We start from the raw sequence: 19,973 nt of genomic DNA on the forward strand, positions 1-19,973 counted from the left end.
GAAAATCTGAGAAACATAACTCGTTGAAAACGATCGTTTTTTATTGACCACTCTATTTATATTGATTTTTTAATAAGTTATTTATTTTATGCTCTTATTTTGTTTACATTCTATTACATTTTTGTATTTTAGGCGTGGTGTAAATATTGGGCGGTAGTGGATGTTATAACGCTCAATTATTAAACTGTAAGTGACTGTTGTATTTCTTATTTATAAATACCGCAACCTGTAAGCGCAGCGGTACATTTTACCCGGCATTGACAGGGAGAAGGTACGTATCAACCAGAGAGTACAAAACAGTGAAAGAATATATTCTTCAGGCAATAAATGATCGCTAACGTGTAAAAATAACCGACGTATCTAAAAAATGTGAACGTGTGGCTGGTCTTTATTTAAACGATGATCTTCGCAATGGCGCATTAATGGCTGACATTGGCGGTTCGTTGATCGGGTTGTGCGCGGTGAAAGGCTATATTTCTTCCGTTGGGGGAAGTATGTCAGAGGCATTCTGGTATTATACCGGGTGCATGTAAATCCGGGGTGGGCAGAAAGCCCACCCTCAGTTTATTGCCTTTATCGTGGATTAGGGATGCGAGATAAAGCGAGAAAGGCGTTGCAGCAGTAACCGGTTTTCTTCGCGCAGCCGCGAATTCTCTTCCAGCAGCGTTAACGCGACCGCGATCCCTGGCCAGTCGAGCGCCAGCTCCTCGCGTAAGCGTAGCGCGCGTTGTACCACGCTCGCTGCGCGATCGTCGAATTGCCAGTCGGCGTTATCGTCTTCGTAAGGCTCAATTACGCCAAGTCCGACGATTTCGTTTAGCTCCTCTTCCGTCACGCCGGTGTGCAAACAAAATTCGGTGATGGTAAAGGTGACAGTGATGTTAGCCATTATGCTTTCCCCCATTGCTGGCGTGGGTCAAAGGACGACTGCGCGTCCGCCAGTTGTTGCCACAGGGCAGCTGTTTTCTCGTCAGGTTTCGGCGGCATAACGATTTTGATGATGGCATAGAGATCGCCAGTGTGCTTTTTACTGGCTAATCCTTTTCCTTTGATACGCAGCCGCTGACCTGCCTGGCTACCGGGGGGAATGGTCAGCAAAATACGCTCTTTAAGCGTTGGCACAGACACCTTAGCGCCGAGCGCCGCCTCCCATGGGGCAAGCGGAAGGACGACTTCCAGATCCTGATTGACAATATCAAAGAGCGGATGCGGGGCAATATGGATAACGAGCCATAAATCGCCATTAGGTCCGCCGTTTTCCCCCGGCGTGCCCTGGCCTTTCAGTCTGATTCGTTGCCCGTTGCTGACGCCAGCCGGGATTTTCACATTCAATGTTTTGGGAATTTCCCGCTCCACCAGGCCGAACGCGTTATAAACGGGGACGGAATAGCTAATCGTACGCTGGTGCTCTTCCAGCGTTTCTTCCAGGAATACCGCCACTTCAATTTCGATATCATGACCGCGTGCGGCGTGGCGGTGGTGCGAATGGCGACCGTGCTGACCAAAAATAGACGAGAAAATATCATCAAAATCTTCGGCGTTATACGGCTGGCCTTCGTGTTGCTGGAACTGGCGATTAAATTGTGGATCGTTACGGTGTTGCCATAACTGGTCATACTCGGCACGCCGTTGCTCATCACTCAGCACTTCCCATGCTTCAGCAACCTCTTTGAAACGGGCTTCGGCATCGGGTTCTTTGCTGACATCTGGATGGTACTTGCGGGCCAGTCGGCGATAGGCGGTCTTAATCGTCTTGAGATCGTCCGTCGGTTTCACGCCCATAATGGCGTAATAATCCTTAAGTTCCATAGCATCATCTCGCTAAATCAATACATACAGAAGGGACCCCAAAAAGGTTTCTCCACTAAGTGTAGGGTAAACCTGAAAAGTGCGTATGAAAACACCAGTTATATCATTAGTAAGAATAAATTACGTTGTTCGACTATCAGAAGGTTGCGCAGCGCGCCGACATAACTTTACAGGGGAAAGGTTGCCAAAACCGCGCCAGTGGCTAAGATAACTCGCGTTAAACAGTGAGGGCGCAATGGCGAAACAACAACGGATGGGCTGGTGGTTTCTTTGCCTTGCATGTGTCGTGGTAATGGTTTGTACCGCGCAACGCATGGCGGGCCTGCACGCCTTGCAGATGCAGTCGACGGCCTCTGCTGCGGTGGTCAGCGCTCCCTCCTCGACAGATGACGGCTCGCCGGTCACTCCCTGCGAATTAAGCGCCAAGTCGCTGCTGGCGGCGCCTCCGGTACTCTTTGAAGGCGCTATCCTTGCGCTTTGTCTACTGCTTTCCTTACTGGCGCCTGTCCGGATCATGCGCCTGCCGTTTTCGCCTCCACGGGCTATTTCGCCGCCCACATTACGGGTACATCTACGATTTTGTGTCTTCCGTGAATGACAGACCGGTTATTGCTAACGGTTAATTACTCATTCACGGAGAAAAAATATGATGATTTTGTTCAGGCAGATACTGTTCTGCCTGTTATGGCTTTGGCTGCCCGTCTCCTGGGCGGCGGAAAGCGGCTGGCTGCGTTCGCCCGATAACGACCATGCCAGCATACGGCTACGTGCCGATACGTCCGCTAACGGTGAGACCCGGCTGTTGCTGGATGTCAAACTGGAAAACGGCTGGAAAACCTACTGGCGCGCGCCGGGGGAAGGGGGCGTGGCGCCCTCTATCGCCTGGAAAGGCGACATGCCTGAGGTAAGCTGGTTCTGGCCAACCCCCTCGCGCTTTGATGTGGCGAATATCACCACCCAGGGATATCACGACGAGGTGACCTTTCCGATGATCGTGCGCGGTACGCCGCCGGCGACCTTGCGCGGTGTGTTGACGTTATCAACCTGCAGCAATGTTTGTCTGTTGACCGATTACCCCTTTTCCGTGACGCCCACTGTGCAGAATGCCGATTTTGCCCATGACTATGCGCGGGCGATGGGTAAAGTTCCGCTCCGCAGTGGACTAACGGACTCGCTTGACGTCGGCTATCGCCCGGGAGAACTGGTGGTCACTGCTACGCGAGCGGCGGGCTGGTCATCGCCCGGGCTCTATCTTGACACCATAGATGACGTCGATTTTGCGAAGCCTCGCCTGCGCGTAGAGGGCGACAGGTTACAGGCGACGGTGCCGGTGACGGACAGTTGGGGCGAAAAGGCGCCCGATTTGCGCAACAAATCGCTGACCCTCGTGTTAGCCGATGGCGCTATCGCCCAGGAGAGCACGCAAACCATTGGCGCTGCGCCAGCGCAAACGCCGGACAATGCGGCGCTACCTTTCTGGCAAGTTGTAATGATGGCGCTGATCGGCGGGCTGATTCTTAATTTAATGCCTTGCGTACTGCCGGTTCTGGGCATGAAACTTGGCTCTATTTTATTGGTAGAGGAAAAAAGCCGCTCTCACATCAGGCGACAATTTTTGGCTTCGGTCGCCGGTATCATTGCGTCATTTATGGCGCTGGCGGCGTTTATGACCCTCCTTCGCCTGTCAAACCATGCGCTGGCCTGGGGAGTTCAGTTCCAGAATGCATGGTTTATTGGTTTTATGGCGCTGGTGATGTTGTTGTTTAGCGCCAGCCTGTTCGGGCTTTTTGAGTTCAGGCTTCCCTCATCTATGACCACGAAACTGGCCACTTACGGCGGTAACGGTATGTCGGGACATTTCTGGCAGGGGGCATTCGCCACGCTGCTGGCGACGCCTTGTAGCGCGCCGTTTCTGGGCACGGCGGTCGCGGTGGCGCTCACGGCGTCGCTGCCGACGCTGTGGGGGCTGTTCCTTGCGCTTGGCCTGGGAATGAGCGCGCCGTGGCTACTGGTCGCGATACGACCAGGGCTTGCGCTACGTTTACCGCGCCCCGGGCGTTGGATGAATGTCCTGCGCAGGATCCTCGGTCTGATGATGCTGGGGTCGGCTATCTGGCTGGCGACGTTACTCCTGCCGCATTTCGGCTTCACTGCGTCAAAGAGCGCGCAAGACACGGTTCAGTGGCAACCGTTGAGTGAACAGGCAATCCAGTCGGCGCTGGCGCAGCATAAGCGGGTATTTGTCGATGTCACTGCGGACTGGTGTATTACCTGTAAAGTGAATAAATACAACGTCCTGCAAAAAGAGGATGTGCAGGCTGCCTTGCAACAGCCGGATGTTGTGGCGCTGCGGGGAGACTGGACGCTGCCGTCCGATGCCATTACAGATTTTCTGAAAACGCGCGGCCAGGTCGCCGTGCCGTTTAATCAGGTATATGGCCCCGGCTTGCCGGAAGGGGAGGCACTGCCCACTTTGCTGACCCGCGATGCGGTATTACAAACGTTGAAAAAAGCGAAAGGAATAACCCAATGAAATACATGATTGTTTTACTGCTGGCGCTGTTTTCGACGCTGAGCATCGCGCAAGAAACCGCTCCTTTTACGCCGGATCAGGAAAAGCAGATTGAAAATCTGATCCATGCGGCGTTGTTTAACGATCCTGCCAGCCCGCGGATAGGCGCTAAACACCCTAAGCTGACGCTGGTGAACTTTACGGATTACAACTGCCCGTACTGCAAACAGCTCGATCCGATGCTGGAAAAGATTGTGCAGAAATATCCTGACGTTGCGGTCATTATTAAACCGCTGCCATTCAAAGGAGAGAGCTCCGTACTGGCGGCGCGTATTGCGCTGACCACCTGGCGCGATCATCCGCAACAGTTCCTCGCGCTACATGAAAAACTCATGCAAAAGCGCGGTTACCATACGGATGACAGTATTAAACAGGCCCAGCAGAAAGCAGGGGCTACGCCAGTGACTCTGGATGAAAAAAGCATGGAAACGATACGCACTAATTTGCAGTTGGCAAGGCTGGTCGGCGTGCAAGGAACGCCAGCGACGATCATTGGCGACGAGCTGATTCCGGGCGCAGTGCCCTGGGATACGCTGGAAGCGGTGGTGAAAGAAAAACTGGCGGCTGCCAATGGCGGGTAAACTGCGGCGTTGGCTGCGTGAAGCCGCGGTTTTTCTGGCGCTCCTCATCGCGATAATGGTGGTCATGGACGTCTGGCGCGCGCCGCAGGCGCCTCCGGCGTTTGCCACGACACCATTACGTACGCTGACGGGAGAGTCGACAACTCTGGCGACATTGAGCGAAGAACGCCCCGTACTGCTCTATTTTTGGGCCAGCTGGTGCGGGGTATGCCGCTTTACTACGCCTGCGGTCGCTCGCCTGGCGGCGGAAGGGGAAAACGTCATGACCGTTGCGCTCCGCTCCGGCGATGACGCTGAGGCTGCCCGCTGGCTGGCGCGCAAGGGCGTTGACTTCCCGGTCGTCAATGATGCTAACGGCGCCTTATCCGCTGGCTGGGAAATCAGCGTGACGCCAACGCTGGTGGTGGTTTCACAAGGTCGGGTTGTGTTCACCACCAGCGGCTGGACCAGCTACTGGGGCATGAAGCTTCGGCTATGGTGGGCAAAAACGTTCTGAATATGCGCCGGGGTTTCCCGGCGCTAACGCGTTTACTGTAAGAAAAACCCCCGTTTTGCGAAATCGTTCCCGGAAAAATGATCCATTTCTGTCACACTCAGAACGATTTGATAACAACAAGAGGTCATAGGGATGAAAAAATCATTACTCGCTGTTGCTGTGGCAGGGGCTGTTTTGTTGTCATCCGCCGTACAGGCGCAGACAACGCCGGAGGGTTATCAATTACAACAGGTGCTGATGATGAGCCGCCATAATCTGCGGGCGCCGCTGGCGAATAATGGCAGCGTACTGGCGCAGTCGACGCCGAACGCCTGGCCGGCGTGGGACGTTCCCGGCGGGGAACTGACGACGAAAGGCGGCGTGCTGGAAGTCTATATGGGACACTACACACGTGAATGGCTGGTCGCGCAGGGGCTGATACCGTCGGGAGAATGTCCGGCGCCCGACACGGTATATGCCTATGCGAATAGTTTGCAGCGCACCGTCGCCACCGCGCAATTTTTCATTACCGGCGCTTTCCCCGGCTGTGATATTCCTGTTCATCATCAGGAAAAAATGGGCACTATGGACCCTACCTTCAATCCGGTAATTACCGATGATTCTGCCGCGTTCCGGCAACAAGCCGTACAGGCGATGGAAAAGGCGCGTAGTCAGCTACATCTTGATGAGAGTTATAAACTGCTTGAGCAGATAACGCATTATCAGGACTCGCCGTCCTGCAAAGAGAAGCATCAGTGTTCGCTAATCGATGCGAAAGATACCTTCAGCGCGAACTATCAGCAAGAGCCTGGCGTGCAGGGGCCGCTTAAAGTAGGGAACTCGCTGGTGGATGCGTTTACCCTGCAATATTACGAAGGGTTTCCGATGGATCAGGTCGCCTGGGGCAAGATTAACACCGATCGGCAGTGGAAGGTGCTGTCAAAACTGAAAAACGGCTACCAGGACAGCCTGTTTACCTCACCTACGGTGGCGCGCAATGTCGCTGCGCCGCTGGTGAAATATATCGATAAGGTGCTGGTTGCCGATCGCGTTAGCGCGCCGAAGGTTACCGTGCTGGTGGGGCATGATTCCAATATCGCGTCGCTGCTGACGGCGCTGGATTTTAAACCCTATCAGCTCCATGACCAGTATGAGAGAACGCCGATTGGCGGTCAGCTTGTCTTCCAACGCTGGCATGACGGCAACGCTAACCGGGATTTGATGAAAATCGAGTATGTCTACCAGAGCGCCCGGCAGTTACGCAATGCGGAAGCGTTAACGCTCAAATCGCCCGCGCAAAGGGTAACCCTGGAACTGAAAGGATGTCCGGTGGATGCGAACGGCTTCTGTCCGCTGGATAAGTTCGATAACGTCATGAACACTGCTGCAAAATAGCCATATGCCCCCGCGCAGGCGGGGGCGTTTGTGTTATACGTTTTTACGTTCGATGATTTGTTCGCCCCAGAAGAGCGAGTCTTTGTCCGTTTTCTCAAAGGCTTTGATCAGCACCTCATCGCTACCTTCTTCCCATATTTTTTCTGCCAGTTTCTCGTCATAGTGAGCGACTTCAAAAATGGCTTCGGCAATTTCCGGCGACGTATTACGCAGGCTTGCCCATTCGCCGACGCGGTGCGCTTTTGCTTCTTGAGTTGGCATTCGAATCCTCCTGTTGAAGATTAGCCGTTGAGTTTGACTGCCAGACCGGCGACGTATTCCCCCTGATAGCGAGCGATAGAGAGTTCCTCCTGGCTTGGTTGACGTGAACCGTCGCCTCCGGCGATAGTCGTTGCGCCGTAAGGCGTGCCGCCGCGAACCTGGGAGACGTCAAACAGTTCCTGTGCGGCATAGCCTATCGGGACAATCACCATCCCATGATGGGCAAGCGTAGTCCAGGTCGAGGTGATGGTCTGCTCCTGGCCGCCGCCCGTTCCGGTAGAACTGAACACGCTGCCGAGCTTGCCGTATAGCGCGCCGGATGCCCACAGTCCACCGGTTTGATCCAGGAAGGTACGCATCTGGCCTGACATATTGCCAAACCGGGTTGGCGTACCAAAAATAATGGCATCGTAATCCGCCAGCTCCTGTGGGGTGGCAACCGGTGCGTTTTGCGTTTTACCGCCAGCTTTTGCGAAGATTTCAGGCGGCATTGTTTCTGGCACACGCTTTATAATGACCTCTGCGCCGTCGACTTTCTTTGCCCCTTCCGCCACCGCGTGCGCCATGGTTTCAATGTGTCCGTACATGGAATAATAGAGCACCAGAATCTTTGCCATTTGTACTACTCCTCAGATTAATCAGGTGTGTAGCGATTCGCTACGTCTATTTAAAGATATGCCCTCCTGTGAAGAGTGCAAATTTCAGCGCCATTTCTTTGATTTATAACAATAATTAATTTGGCGACCTTTGTTGCAAAATGATACATTTTTAAGCGCTTTGATTTTTCCAAGTATAAGAATAACTTATTTATTTCTCATGGTTATTATTCTGCATATTCGGCTTCTGATGTTGCAGAATATTTCGGTAAGCGGCCTACCACGGCGTTTTTCACTATGCTTAATTTTACGCGGCGTTACTGATGATATCGTTCATACGCGGCGCGAGGAGATACTCCTCATTACCTATGCAATATGATGTCTAATCTATGACGGAGGTCAGTAATGGCAAACCATCGTGGCGGTTCCGGTAATTTTGCGGAAGACCGCGAAAGAGCATCAGAAGCAGGTCGTAAAGGTGGTCAGCACAGCGGGGGCAATTTTAAGAATGACCCGCAGCGTGCATCCGAAGCAGGCAAAAAAGGGGGCAAAAGCAGTAACCGTAATAGCTAGCCTGCGTCACAACAGCAAGACGCTGAGCGTTTCGCGCTAAAAAGCGTCATGCGCCACCGCCGCCGGATTTCCGGCGGTTTTTTTGTTTATAAGCCGGATTTGGTATGCTTGCGTCCTGACAAAAAGGAGAGGGCGCATGTCGCAACGCACAGAGAAAAAAATCGGGAAACGCTCGCAGGCCACCGGTGCAAAACGGCAGCTTATCTTAACTGCCGCGCTTGCTGTTTTTTCCCAGTATGGCATTCATGGCGCGCGTCTTGAGCAGGTCGCCGAGCGGGCAGGCGTCTCCAAAACCAATCTGCTTTATTATTATCCCTCGAAAGAGGCGCTGTATGTCGCGGTAATGCGACAGATTCTGGATGTCTGGTTGGCGCCGCTCAAGGCGTTTCGCGCAGAATTTTCCCCTCTGGAGGCCATCAAAGAGTATATCCGTCTCAAGCTGGAGGTTTCGCGTGATTATCCGCAGGCGTCGCGGCTCTTCTGCATGGAGATGCTGGCGGGCGCGCCGCTCTTAATGGAGGAACTGACCGGCGATCTAAAAGCGTTGATAGATGAAAAATCCGCGCTGATTGCCGGATGGGTGCACAGCGGGAAACTGGCGCCCATTTCCCCGCACCATTTGATCTTCATGATTTGGGCCGCCACGCAACATTACGCCGATTTTGCCCCTCAGGTTGAGGCGGTAACCGGCGCGACGCTTCGCGATGAAGCCTTTTTTAACCAAACGGTCGAAAGCGTTCAGCGCATTATTATTGAAGGGATTCGCGTGCGTTAACCGGCTGGCGGCAGTGGGCAGCTCAAATCACCCTCTTCACATTGCAGCAGCGAGGCTAAAAACGCTTCGCGTTCGTTCGTTTTATCGGTCAGGCACTGGCTGGCGATCATGGGTTGCACGCTGCCGCCCTCCGTACCTGAGCGAATCAGAGCGCAATCGGCGTCCCGCAGTGCAATCCATGCCACCTGCGCTTTTTGCAACAGCTCGCGCTGCGGCGGTTGCGCACGCTTAATCGCGCTTTGATAGGTTTCGTTCAGCTTTTTATCTGCCGCCTGGTATTGCGCGGCGGCGCAGCGATTCATTTCCAGCTGCGTACTGGCGCTGGCACACTCATCGGCCAACGCCTGACTGCTGAACAACAACGCCGCGCAGGTAAGGAAAATTCGTTTCATACGCTCCTCTGACGCGAGTAAAAAGGCTCCATTGACGGAGCCTTAATTAACCACAGTATTAGCCAATTGTCATCAGGCTGGCATTACCGCCAGCGGCGGCAGTGTTTACGCTCAGCGAACGTTCAATATAGAGCCGTTCCAGCAGTATATTGCTTTCGCCGCGGGCGAACCCCTGTACCGACACTATCGCGCCTTCGCGGGCGGCGACGGCTTCGCACACGGTTCGCAGCTTGTCGGAGTCGCCGTGGAAAATCACCGCGTCAAACGGCTGCGCCATCAGCGTTTCCGCTTTCGCAAACTGGACACGCGCCGCGACGGCGGCGGGGAGACGTTTCGCCAGATCGCGGTGGAAGGCGTCGTCTGACCATAGCGCCTGACTGCCGACGGCGAGAACGGCGGCAAGCTGCGTCAACGCGTCCTGTTCGTCATCAGCCAGGCATAATACCCGTTCACGCGGCAACAGCGTCCAGGTATTACGCTCGCCGGTCGGCCCCGGTAGCAGGCGCTGCGTGCCGGCCTGCGCCAGATCGGCGAATTGTCGGCAGAGCGTCTGTAGCGCCGGGCGATCCGCCGCCCATTGCGTCAGAGCGGTCAACGGCGCGAGTAGCGTGGTTTTAAGCTGCGCATCCACCGGGTAACGCGCATCCTGACGAGTCAGCGTCGTATTGAGCGCATTGGGCGGGCGGTGTGCCAGCAGGCGGTAGAGATAGAGCGGCCCTCCCGCTTTTGGCCCGGTACCGGACAGTCCTTCACCGCCAAACGGCTGGACGCCGACGACCGCGCCCACCATATTACGGTTAACGTACAGGTTGCCGACATGGGCGGAACCGGTGACTTGCGCAATGGTTTCATCAATACGGGTATGTACGCCCAGCGTTAGCCCGTAGCCGGAAGCGTTAATCTGTTCGATAAGCTCCGCCAGTTGGTTACGGTTATAACGCACGACGTGCAGCACGGGCCCGAAGACCTCTTTTTCCAGTTCTGCGAAGTTTTCCAGCTCAATAAGCGTGGGCATAACAAACGTACCGGTCTGCCATTCCTGCGCGTCATCGCTGTTTTCACGCGCGGCCTGGAAAACCGGGCGGCCTTTGGCGCGCATCGTCTGGATATGACGTTCAATGTTGGCTTTGGCCTCGCTATCGATCACCGGCCCGATATCGGTCGTCAGACGGCCTGGATTCCCCATCCGACACTCCGCCATCGCGCCGCGTAACATTTTCAGCGTATGTTCGGCGATATCCTCCTGCAAACACAGCACGCGGAGCGCGGAACAGCGTTGTCCGGCGCTGTCGAAAGCGGAAGCCAGCACATCCACGACCACCTGCTCGGTGAGCGCAGAAGAGTCGACAATCATAGCGTTCATACCGCCGGTTTCCGCAATCAACGGAATAGGGCGGCCCTGGGCGTCAAGACGCGTGGCGATGTTGCGCTGCAACAACGTCGCGACCTCCGTGGAGCCGGTAAACATCACGCCGCGTACACGCGCATCGGCGGTAAGCTGGGCGCCGACGGTTTCTCCCCGTCCCGGCAACAGTTGCACGACGCCCGGCGGTACGCCCGCTTCCAGCAAAATGGCAATGCCCTGGGCGGCAATCAGCGATGTCTGCTCTGCCGGTTTCGCCAGAACGCTGTTACCTGCCGCCAGCGCGGCGGCGATTTGGCCGGTGAAAATGGCCAGCGGGAAGTTCCACGGACTGATGCAGACCACCGGCCCTAACGGGCGATGCGTTTCGTTATCGAAATCGTCACGCACTTGGCCGGCATAATAATGGAGGAAGTCTACCGCTTCGCGCACTTCGGCAATGGCGTTGCTGAACGTTTTCCCCGCTTCGCGCACCAACAGGCCAATCAACTGCTGCATTTGGTCTTCCATCAATACCGCCGCCCGCTGCAAAATGGCGGCGCGTTCTTGCGGCGGCGTCGCAAACCAAACCGGCGCCTGATTGACCGCGTTTTGCAATGCCTGTTCAACCTCGCTTTCTGTCGCTTCGCGTCCCCAGCCGACAATATCTTTCGGTTCCGCCGGGTTGATAACCGGCGTCATCTCACCGTCGGCCACCGGTTGTTCCAGCACAGGTTTTGCCTGCCATTTCTGCATGGCGTTGCTTAACAGGGCAGAAGAAAGCGAGGCGAGGCGATGTTCATTCGCTAAATCAAGTCCGGCGGAGTTTATCCGACCTTCGCCGTACAGATCGCGCGGCAGCGGAATTTTCGGATGCGGTATGCCAGCCTGACCTTCCTGCTGCGCCAGTTTTTCCACGGCCTCGACCGGGTCCGCCACCAGTTCATCGAGCGGTAGGGTGGCATCGGCGATACGGTTGACAAAAGAGGTGTTGGCGCCGTTTTCCAGCAGGCGTCGTACCAGATAGGCCAGCAGGGTTTCGTGTGTTCCCACCGGCGCGTAAATACGGCAGGGACGGTTAAGTTTTCCGTCCGCCACTTTACCGGTGACCTGTTCATACAGCGGTTCTCCCATGCCGTGCAGGCACTGGAATTCGTACTGACCCGGATAGTAATTTTGCCCGGCCAGATGATAAATCGCCGCCAGTGTGTGGGCGTTATGGGTCGCGAACTGCGGGTAGATCAGATTAGGTACGGCGAGCAGTTTTTTCGCGCAGGCCAGATAAGAGACATCGGTATACACTTTGCGGGTATAAACCGGATAGCCCTCCAGCCCTTCCATTTGCGCGCGTTTGATCTCGCTATCCCAGTAGGCGCCTTTCACCAGACGAATCATCAGCCGACGGCGGCTACGGGAGGCCAGATCGACTAAATAATCAATGACCAGCGGGCAGCGTTTCTGGTAAGCCTGAATCACAAAGCCAATGCCGTTCCAGCCCGCCAGTTCGGGTTCGAAGCAGAGTTTTTCCAGCAGATCGAGCGAGATCTCCAGACGATCCGCCTCTTCGGCGTCGATATTGAGACCAATGTCGTACTGGCGCGCCAGCAGCGTCAGGGATTTCAGGCGTGGATAAAGCTCCTCCATTACCCGATCGTATTGCGCGCGACTATAGCGTGGATGCAGGGCGGACAGCTTAATCGAGATGCCTGGCCCTTCGTAAATACCGCGACCGTTAGACGCTTTGCCGATGGCATGAATCGCTTGCTGGTAAGAAACCATATAGGCCTGCGCATCGGCGGCGGTTAACGCGGCTTCGCCCAGCATATCGTAAGAATAGCGGAACCCTTTCTCTTCCAGTTTTCGGGCATTCGCCAGCGCCTGAGCAATGGTTTCGCCAGTCACGAACTGCTCGCCCATTAAACGCATCGCCATGTCGACGCCTTTGCGGATTAACGGTTCGCCGCTCTTGCCGATAATGCGGTTCAGCGAGCGCGATAGATTGGCTTCGTTATGCGTTGAGACCAGTCGGCCGGTAAAGAGCAGCCCCCAGGTGGCGGCGTTTACAAACAGCGACGGGCTACGGCCAATATGCGACTGCCAGTTGCCATTACTGATTTTGTCGCGAATTAACGCATCGCGCGTAGCTTTGTCGGGAATACGCAGCAGCGCTTCCGCCAGACACATCAGCGCAACGCCTTCTTGCGAAGAGAGGGAAAACTCCTGCAACAGGCCTTGCACCATACCCGCGCGACCGCTGGCGGATTTTTGATTGCGCAATTTCTCCGCCAGTTGATACGCAAGTTTATGCGCCTGCTCAGCGACAGGCGGCGACAGGCGCGCCTGTTCCATTAGCATTGACACCGCATCGGTTTCCGGGCGGCGCCAGGCGGCGGTGATGGCGGCGCGAGAGACGGATTGGGGAAGAATCTGTTCGGCAAACTCCAGAAAGGGCTGATGCGGCTCATCCTGCGGCGCGACCGGCTCCTCGCTTTCATTTGCCGCGCCGGCAAACAGCGCAGGTAGCTCCGGTAGCGTATCGCTATTTTCCAGCTTGTCCAGATAGCTAAAGATTGCCTGTTTTATTAACCAGTGCGGCGTGCGATCGATACGCGACGCGGCCATTTTGATCCGTTCGCGCGTGGCGTCGTCCAGCTTAACCCCCATCGTGGTGGTTCCCATACCCTCTACTCCTGTTATTTGCTCTATCTGCTAACCAATAGTTAGCGGAAAATATCCACCATGTTGCAACTTTGTGCAACCGCGTTAAATGTGACCTGCGTTGCAAGCTTAAAAATGAATAAATTGTTAAAAAAAGAAAGGGGGAGTCTGACGGGGAAAACCATCTGGATTTATTTTCTCTGCGGTAGTTAACACTTTTAAAAGGTGCAACCGCAAAAAATGTGAGAGAGTGCAACCTGGAGAAAAATAGTATCCCTCTGCAATCAAATTTGATGTAAATGGTGTGTTAAATCGATTGTGAATAACCACCGCTTCCGGCAGGATACGGTCGCCTTGGTAAACATAACACCCTTGCCACGTTCCGGCAGGGTACAAAACGGCACGCTACGGTAGTGCCAATAAATAAATTTGGAGAACCTTGATGGCTATTAGCACACCGATGTTGGTGACATTCTGTGTCTATATTTTTGGCATGATATTGATTGGGTTTATCGCCTGGCGCTCAACCAAAAACTTTGATGACTATATTCTTGGCGGTCGCAGCCTGGGGCCGTTTGTTACGGCTTTATCAGCCGGCGCGTCGGATATGAGCGGCTGGCTGTTAATGGGGCTGCCTGGCGCTATCTTTCTGTCGGGGATCTCTGAAAGCTGGATCGCCATTGGCCTGACGTTAGGCGCATGGATTAACTGGAAGCTGGTGGCCGGGCGCCTGCGCGTGCATACCGAATTTAACAATAACGCGCTCACGCTACCGGACTATTTTACCGGTCGGTTTGAAGATAAGAGCCGAGTCCTGCGTATTATTTCCGCGCTGGTCATTCTGCTGTTTTTCACTATCTATTGCGCATCAGGTATTGTCGCTGGGGCACGACTGTTCGAAAGCACCTTCGGTATGAGCTATGAAACCGCACTGTGGGCGGGGGCCGCGGCAACCATTATTTATACCTTTATCGGCGGGTTTCTTGCCGTTAGCTGGACGGATACCGTTCAGGCCAGCCTGATGATTTTTGCGTTAATCCTGACGCCGGTGATGGTTATTGTCGGCGTAGGCGGTTTTAGCGAGTCGCTGGAGGTGATCAAGCAAAAGAGCATCGAGAATGTCGACATGCTCAAGGGGCTGAATTTTGTCGCTATTATTTCTCTGATGGGCTGGGGACTGGGTTACTTCGGTCAGCCGCATATCCTGGCGCGCTTTATGGCGGCGGACTCCCATCACAGCATTGTTCATGCGCGTCGTATCAGTATGACCTGGATGATTCTGTGTCTGGCGGGCGCGGTGGCGGTGGGCTTCTTTGGCATTGCGTACTTTAACAATAACCCCGCGCTGGCCGGGGCGGTGAACCAAAACTCAGAACGCGTATTTATTGAACTGGCGCAGATCCTGTTTAACCCGTGGATTGCCGGTGTTCTGCTGTCTGCTATCCTGGCGGCGGTGATGTCGACGTTGAGCTGTCAGTTGCTGGTATGCTCCAGCGCGATTACGGAAGATTTATATAAGGCTTTTCTGCGTAAAAGCGCCAGCCAGCAAGAGCTGGTATGGGTAGGGCGAGTGATGGTGCTGGTGGTAGCGCTGATCGCCATTGCGCTGGCGGCGAATCCTGATAACCGTGTGCTGGGGCTGGTGAGCTACGCCTGGGCTGGATTCGGCGCGGCATTTGGACCTGTTGTCCTGTTTTCTGTGATGTGGTCGCGTATGACACGTAACGGCGCGCTGGCGGGAATGATTATTGGCGCGGTGACGGTTATCGTCTGGAAACAATATGGCTGGCTGGATCTGTATGAGATTATCCCTGGCTTCATTTTCGGCAGCCTGGGGATCGTAATCTTTAGCCTGCTTGGCAAAGCGCCGACAGCAACGATGCAGGAACGCTTTGCAAAAGCGGACGCGCATTATCATTCCGCGCCGCCGTCGAAGCTACAGGCGGAATAACCGACATGTCCGATAGCATTATTGCCATCGGATATATTTTACCAGGCGGCGTTATACGCCTGCCTGGTCCTCTGATAAGTCCCGGACCGATTGACTGAAGGTGTTCAGGTAAATGAGGACGCTCTCTCAAACTATTTTTAGCCCTTGAGCGCCGTTAACGCGGCCGTAATACGTCTCGAGTAATCACTAACTGACCATATATGAAATCGCCTGTTAATGGTACCAATAGCCTTGACGCAATAGAGTAATGACAAAAATTAAAACGAGTCAGCGTTACTGGCGTAAGTATGCCGCACAAAATTTTGCATAAATAATGCCGTTTTAGCGATGGGAGAGAGGACACGTTAATTACTCCGTTTTAATCTTTTATATGTTGAATATTCAATGGGTTATGGGTGTTTTCACCATTAATACCCATAGTAGCTAATGATTATCTTTTTTAGTCTCCTGCCAATGAAATAATTGTGTAATCTTTCTGTAAGAGACTGACAATGACGCAATAATGTTTGGTTAATGTTTGGTGAATATATTGTTGCATTATTGATGTTTTGTGTTGTACTTAGTAGTAATAGCGGTAGTTCCCCGGCAGTGATGGTCACTCACTATGGAGATCGCGAATGGTAATGTCCGCACCAGGACACATTGTTTACAGTAGTTACAACACCCTGTACGGACATTCTCTCTCCGGTGGTGGTCTTGTCACCTTAAAAGCTCTCATCATTTCTCTTACTGTCCATACCCATGACGTCATATGTGGTGCGCGTAGCCGTGTGTGGCGTCGTTTCAAAAAGCAAGCTAAGGCTTACAAGGAAGCCAACCCTCAGATGTGTGTGCGCATAATCGCGTTCAAGAGAACGCGGGTGATGTATACCTACAACTCAAGGTGCTATCCATGGGAAGACAAAAAGCAGTGATCAAAGCTCGTCGTGAAGCAAAGCGTGTGTTGAGACGAGATTCGCGTAGTCATAAGCAACGTGAAGAAGAATCGGTCACGTCACTGGTACAGATGGGCGGAGTAGAAGCCATTGGCATGGCGCGCGATAGTCGCGATACCTCTCCTGTTAAGGCGCGAAATGAAGCACAGGCGCATTATCTGAACGCTATTGACAGTAAACAGCTTATTTTTGCGACCGGCGAAGCCGGCTGCGGGAAAACATGGATCAGTGCGGCAAAGGCGGCAGAAGCATTGATTCATAAGGACGTTGAGAGGATCATTGTGACGCGTCCGGTATTGCAGGCTGATGAAGATCTTGGTTTTTTGCCCGGTGATATCGCTGAAAAATTCGCGCCTTATTTTCGGCCCGTCTACGATGTCCTGCTTAAACGGTTGGGCGCGTCCTTTATGCAATATTGTTTGCGCCCGGAAATCGGTAAGGTAGAAATTGCCCCGTTCGCCTATATGCGTGGGCGTACTTTTGAAAATGCGGTCGTGATCCTCGACGAGGCGCAAAATGTGACTGCGGCGCAAATGAAAATGTTTTTGACGCGACTAGGCGAAAATGTCACGGTCATTGTCAATGGCGATATTACGCAATGCGACCTGCCGCGCGGCGTGCGTTCCGGGTTGAGCGATGCGTTGGAACGCTTTGAAGAAGATGAAATGGTAGGGATTGTGCATTTCAACAAAGACGACTGCGTGCGCTCGGCGCTTTGTCAGCGAACGCTTCACGCATACAGCTAATATAGCATTGACTTTCAGAGCCCGGGAGACCGGGCTTTGTTGTCTATAAAGCGTCCAGCAGACTCATGGACAAAAAAGGAAAATGACGCCTGTACGTGAAGGGAATTATTTTGTCATGTCCAGGGCATTCATTGTCCGTAATTTGCTTTCTCGGGCCTGTTCCGGCGAGGACTGTACAAGAAGGGTATAGAGCAGGTCAAAGACGAAAAGCTGCGCGGCTTTCGTACCGATCGAGTCACCCTGCAACATTCCTTGCCGATTACCATTGATCAGGCAAAAATCGGCCTCTTCACATAATGGAGAACCCAGATTATGGGTAATGGCGACTGTGGTGGCGCCAGCCTGTCGGGCCAATCGGAGTGAATGCACTGTTTCTGGCGATGTGCCCGAGTGACTGACACCCATCGCGACATCGCCTGCTTTTAATAGCGTAGCCTGCATGTACATAAAATGGTTATTGCTTACCGCATCGCCCCGTAAACCAATACGCATTAGCTTGTGTTTCATATCCAGCGCCGTGATCCCCGATGAGCCCACACCAAAGATATAAACTGAGTGACAGTGACGTAGGGCGTCCACGACACCGAGAACCTGTTGCATATCAAGCAGATTTAGCGTTTCAGATAATACATTACTAATGGTGTTCTGCAATTTTAAACCAATGGCGTGGGCATCGTCGGATTCGCTAACTTCGGCATCCAGTAGAGGACTACTGTCATCAGACTCAGTAGTGGCAAGTTCAATGGCCAGGTCCATTTTAAAATCCTGAAAACCTTTATAGCCCAGGGTGCGACAAAAGCGAATAACCGTGGCTTCTCCGGCCTGTGTTTCGCGCGACAAATCGGCAATAGATGACTGTGTCACCTGTCTGGGGAAGGCTAAAATATATTGCGCAATACGCTGGGAGGCACGTGTCAGGCTTTTTTGCATAGCACCCAGAGTGTCAAGGATTTTTCCGGGTTTAAGACGTGGGGGTTGAGGCTCCATATAGTTCCTGCTCTTGAGGGCTGATTGCGGCACAAAGCCTGCAATATCGAACAGAGCAGAGCCTATCAAGTCTGCGGCATGAAAAAAAGCGCGATGTAAGTAAAGGAGGGGGAATATTTACATCGCGTTGCCAACTTATGACAGAACATCACTGGAGAGTAATCTGTTTGCTCTTACGGTGTTTATAGCGCGCCATCTGTCGGATGGTTTATATCTGGCCCGGTATTGTCGCCCCGGGCGTTGGCGTCACCGTGTGCTGTGTCGGTATAGCGTGGTATCATGAAATCATAATGTCACCTTTGGTTCAGGTTTTTCATCCAGCGTCAATGGCGGTGCCGGGGCAAATAACGGGGCGAAAATAACGCCGCTGATCACCACGCTTAGCGAGCCAATGACCCCATAAAAGAAGAAGTTAAGGTCAGTGGCATAGCGTGCGCCCAGCACGGTAATGACGCTGATAATAATTCCTAAAACCGCACTCCCGGCATTTGCTCGTTTAAAGAAAATGCCCAGCATGAACAGACCGGTCATTGGCCCTCCCATCAGACCTATCAGACTATTAAATGCATCCCAGATTTCTGATTCATCGGCCATGACCAGCCATACCGAGGCCGCGCTACTTATCAGGCCCGCGACCAGAATAACTAACTTAGCTATTTTCATACGGTTTTCTGGCGTTCTTTTTTTATGACTCAAACGCTGATAGATATCGGAATTAAAACAACTGGAAATGCTGTTTAAGCTGCTGGAGATGCTGGACTGCGCGGCAGCGAAAATAGCGGCGATTATCAACCCTGCAATGCCGACTGGCATTTCGGTGACCACGAATAAGGGTAAAATGCCGCCAGTGTTGAATCCCGCCGGTAATAATTGTGGATGTTGCTGATAGTAGACAAACAATGCCGAGCCGATAGCAAAAAAGAAAACAGGGATCACAGCAACCAGTTTGGCATTTGTAAGTAATGTTTTCTTCGTTTCCTCTATGGAGTCAGTCACGATATAGCGTTGGACCACATCCTGACTGGCAGTAAATTGCTGAATATTGGCAAACAGAAAACCAATCATCAATACAGGTACTGTGCTTTCCGTCCAGCTCCAGTGGAACTGCGTAGCCGGAAAGAATTTATCCGCCTGCTGCGTCACCGTAAAAATTTCACCAATGCCGCCCTGGACTTTGAGACATATCACTATAAAAATCAGTATCGCGCTGCCAGAAAGTAAGAGGCCTTGAATAACATCAGTCCATATTACTCCTTCAATTCCACCCATCCAGGTATAAATGATACACATCACGCTAATCAACAGTACCAAAATCACCGGGTCTATAGCGATGAAGGGGCGCAAGGCCAGCACGGTGAGGAAAGTGATAATGGCGATACGTCCGATATGAAACAACATAAATGACATGCTGGCGAATAGACGGCAGCGCACATCGAACCGTGCTTCGAGATATTCATAGGCTGATGTGACTTTCAATTTCCGAAAAAACGGAATATAGAAATAAAAAACCAGCGGTAAAATTGCGATAGCCAGATACTGACCAATGATAAACGTCCAGTCGGAAGTAAACGCTTTGGCAGGAATTGACATAAATGTAATTGAGCTTAACGTAGTAGCAAATACACTGACCCCAGCCGCCCAACCAGGAACCCGGCCACCACCGCGAAAATAATCGTCTGCTGTTTTTTGCCGTCTGGAAAAATAGACACCGACTAACATCATGGCCAGGAGGTAGCCAAATAATACAAGATAATTAACGATGCCGAAAGAATGTGTAATCATAGTTCTTTCCTGCTTATGGTTTTGAGTAGAGTTGCGGTCATCGTCTGTGTATTTTTATCTTCCCATCATTCAGACGATACGATATTCAGATCAAGTAATAGTTTTTGTTACTCTCAATGACGGTAATCATGAGATGTAAAAGG

The 19,973-nt window shown here is 52.9% G+C and carries 17 protein-coding genes; 9 read left to right on the plus strand and 8 right to left on the minus strand.

What is annotated here, in order from left to right:
- Positions 1-583 precede the first annotated feature (583 nt).
- A complete protein-coding gene (cbpM, locus tag J4728_RS01315; protein WP_001284251.1) occupies positions 584-889 on the minus strand; it encodes a chaperone modulator CbpM in 306 nt (101 codons plus the stop codon).
- Positions 889-1,809, minus strand: coding sequence for a curved DNA-binding protein (gene cbpA, locus J4728_RS01320; protein WP_000420603.1), 921 nt, complete (start codon positions 1,807-1,809; stop codon positions 889-891). Before cbpA ends, cbpM begins: the two co-directional genes overlap by 1 nt.
- A 235-nt stretch (positions 1,810-2,044) precedes the next feature.
- Between cbpA and J4728_RS01325 the strand changes: the two genes are divergently transcribed.
- The 5 genes from J4728_RS01325 (at position 2,045) to agp (ending at position 6,832) form a co-directional block, all read left to right on the plus strand.
- Positions 2,045-2,407, plus strand: a complete 363-nt coding sequence (locus J4728_RS01325; protein WP_079947860.1) for a copper resistance protein — start codon at positions 2,045-2,047, stop codon at positions 2,405-2,407.
- 48 nt (positions 2,408-2,455) lie between these two features.
- Positions 2,456-4,342, plus strand: a complete 1,887-nt coding sequence (locus J4728_RS01330) for a protein-disulfide reductase DsbD family protein (RefSeq protein WP_208210961.1) — start codon at positions 2,456-2,458, stop codon at positions 4,340-4,342.
- Positions 4,339-4,962 (plus strand): DsbA family protein, encoded by a 624-nt coding sequence (locus J4728_RS01335; protein ID WP_000876687.1) that lies wholly within the window; start codon positions 4,339-4,341, stop codon positions 4,960-4,962. Before J4728_RS01330 ends, J4728_RS01335 begins: the two co-directional genes overlap by 4 nt.
- Positions 4,952-5,458, plus strand: a complete 507-nt coding sequence (locus J4728_RS01340; RefSeq protein ID WP_208210964.1) for a protein disulfide oxidoreductase — start codon at positions 4,952-4,954, stop codon at positions 5,456-5,458. The genes J4728_RS01335 and J4728_RS01340 overlap by 11 nt, the downstream gene beginning before the upstream one ends.
- Positions 5,459-5,590: 132 nt before the next feature.
- Positions 5,591-6,832: a bifunctional glucose-1-phosphatase/inositol phosphatase gene (gene agp, locus J4728_RS01345; RefSeq protein ID WP_000749194.1), complete on the plus strand. Its 1,242-nt coding sequence runs from the start codon at positions 5,591-5,593 to the stop codon at positions 6,830-6,832.
- A 33-nt stretch (positions 6,833-6,865) separates the two neighbouring features.
- On the opposite strand, the gene J4728_RS01350 is transcribed toward agp, so the two are convergent.
- Entirely contained in the window at positions 6,866-7,093 is a 228-nt protein-coding gene (locus J4728_RS01350) for a YccJ family protein (protein WP_001143125.1), read from the minus strand.
- A 20-nt stretch (positions 7,094-7,113) separates the two neighbouring features.
- A complete protein-coding gene (wrbA, locus tag J4728_RS01355) occupies positions 7,114-7,710 on the minus strand; it encodes an NAD(P)H:quinone oxidoreductase (protein WP_001062898.1) in 597 nt (198 codons plus the stop codon).
- A gap of 384 nt (positions 7,711-8,094) precedes the next feature.
- Between wrbA and J4728_RS01360 the strand changes: the two genes are divergently transcribed.
- Together J4728_RS01360 and rutR are read left to right on the plus strand one after the other, a co-directional pair.
- Positions 8,095-8,262, plus strand: coding sequence for a general stress protein (locus J4728_RS01360; protein ID WP_001273663.1), 168 nt, complete (start codon positions 8,095-8,097; stop codon positions 8,260-8,262).
- Positions 8,263-8,398: 136 nt separating this feature from the next.
- Positions 8,399-9,037: an HTH-type transcriptional regulator RutR gene (rutR, locus tag J4728_RS01365; protein ID WP_000083126.1), complete on the plus strand. Its 639-nt coding sequence runs from the start codon at positions 8,399-8,401 to the stop codon at positions 9,035-9,037.
- Here the strand turns inward: rutR and J4728_RS01370 are convergent.
- On the minus strand, positions 9,034-9,429 hold the full coding sequence (locus J4728_RS01370) for a lysozyme inhibitor LprI family protein (protein WP_000821059.1): 396 nt from the start codon (positions 9,427-9,429) through the stop codon (positions 9,034-9,036). The genes rutR and J4728_RS01370 overlap by 4 nt on opposite strands.
- Before the next feature lie 58 nt (positions 9,430-9,487).
- Positions 9,488-13,450 carry a trifunctional transcriptional regulator/proline dehydrogenase/L-glutamate gamma-semialdehyde dehydrogenase gene (putA, locus tag J4728_RS01375; protein ID WP_023253945.1) on the minus strand — a complete coding sequence of 1,321 codons (3,963 nt, stop codon included), beginning with the start codon at positions 13,448-13,450 and terminating at the stop codon, positions 9,488-9,490.
- Positions 13,451-13,871: 421 nt separating this feature from the next.
- On the opposite strand from putA, the gene putP reads away from it, so the two are divergent.
- Together putP and phoH are read left to right on the plus strand one after the other, a co-directional pair.
- Entirely contained in the window at positions 13,872-15,380 is a 1,509-nt protein-coding gene (gene putP, locus J4728_RS01380; protein ID WP_001018468.1) for a sodium/proline symporter PutP, read from the plus strand.
- An 892-nt stretch (positions 15,381-16,272) separates the two neighbouring features.
- Positions 16,273-17,061: a phosphate starvation-inducible protein PhoH gene (gene phoH, locus J4728_RS01385; protein ID WP_000533527.1), complete on the plus strand. Its 789-nt coding sequence runs from the start codon at positions 16,273-16,275 to the stop codon at positions 17,059-17,061.
- A 105-nt stretch (positions 17,062-17,166) separates the two neighbouring features.
- On the opposite strand, the gene J4728_RS01390 is transcribed toward phoH, so the two are convergent.
- Both J4728_RS01390 and J4728_RS01395 read right to left on the minus strand, forming a co-directional pair.
- Positions 17,167-18,048: a MurR/RpiR family transcriptional regulator gene (locus J4728_RS01390; RefSeq protein ID WP_000433674.1), complete on the minus strand. Its 882-nt coding sequence runs from the start codon at positions 18,046-18,048 to the stop codon at positions 17,167-17,169.
- A 285-nt stretch (positions 18,049-18,333) separates the two neighbouring features.
- A complete protein-coding gene (locus J4728_RS01395) occupies positions 18,334-19,830 on the minus strand; it encodes a sodium:solute symporter (RefSeq protein WP_000628085.1) in 1,497 nt (498 codons plus the stop codon).
- Between the last annotated feature and the right edge of the window lie 143 nt (positions 19,831-19,973).

The organism is Salmonella sp. 32070601201500089SM (assembly GCF_017573605.1).
GTDB lineage: Bacteria > Pseudomonadota > Gammaproteobacteria > Enterobacterales > Enterobacteriaceae > Salmonella > Salmonella enterica.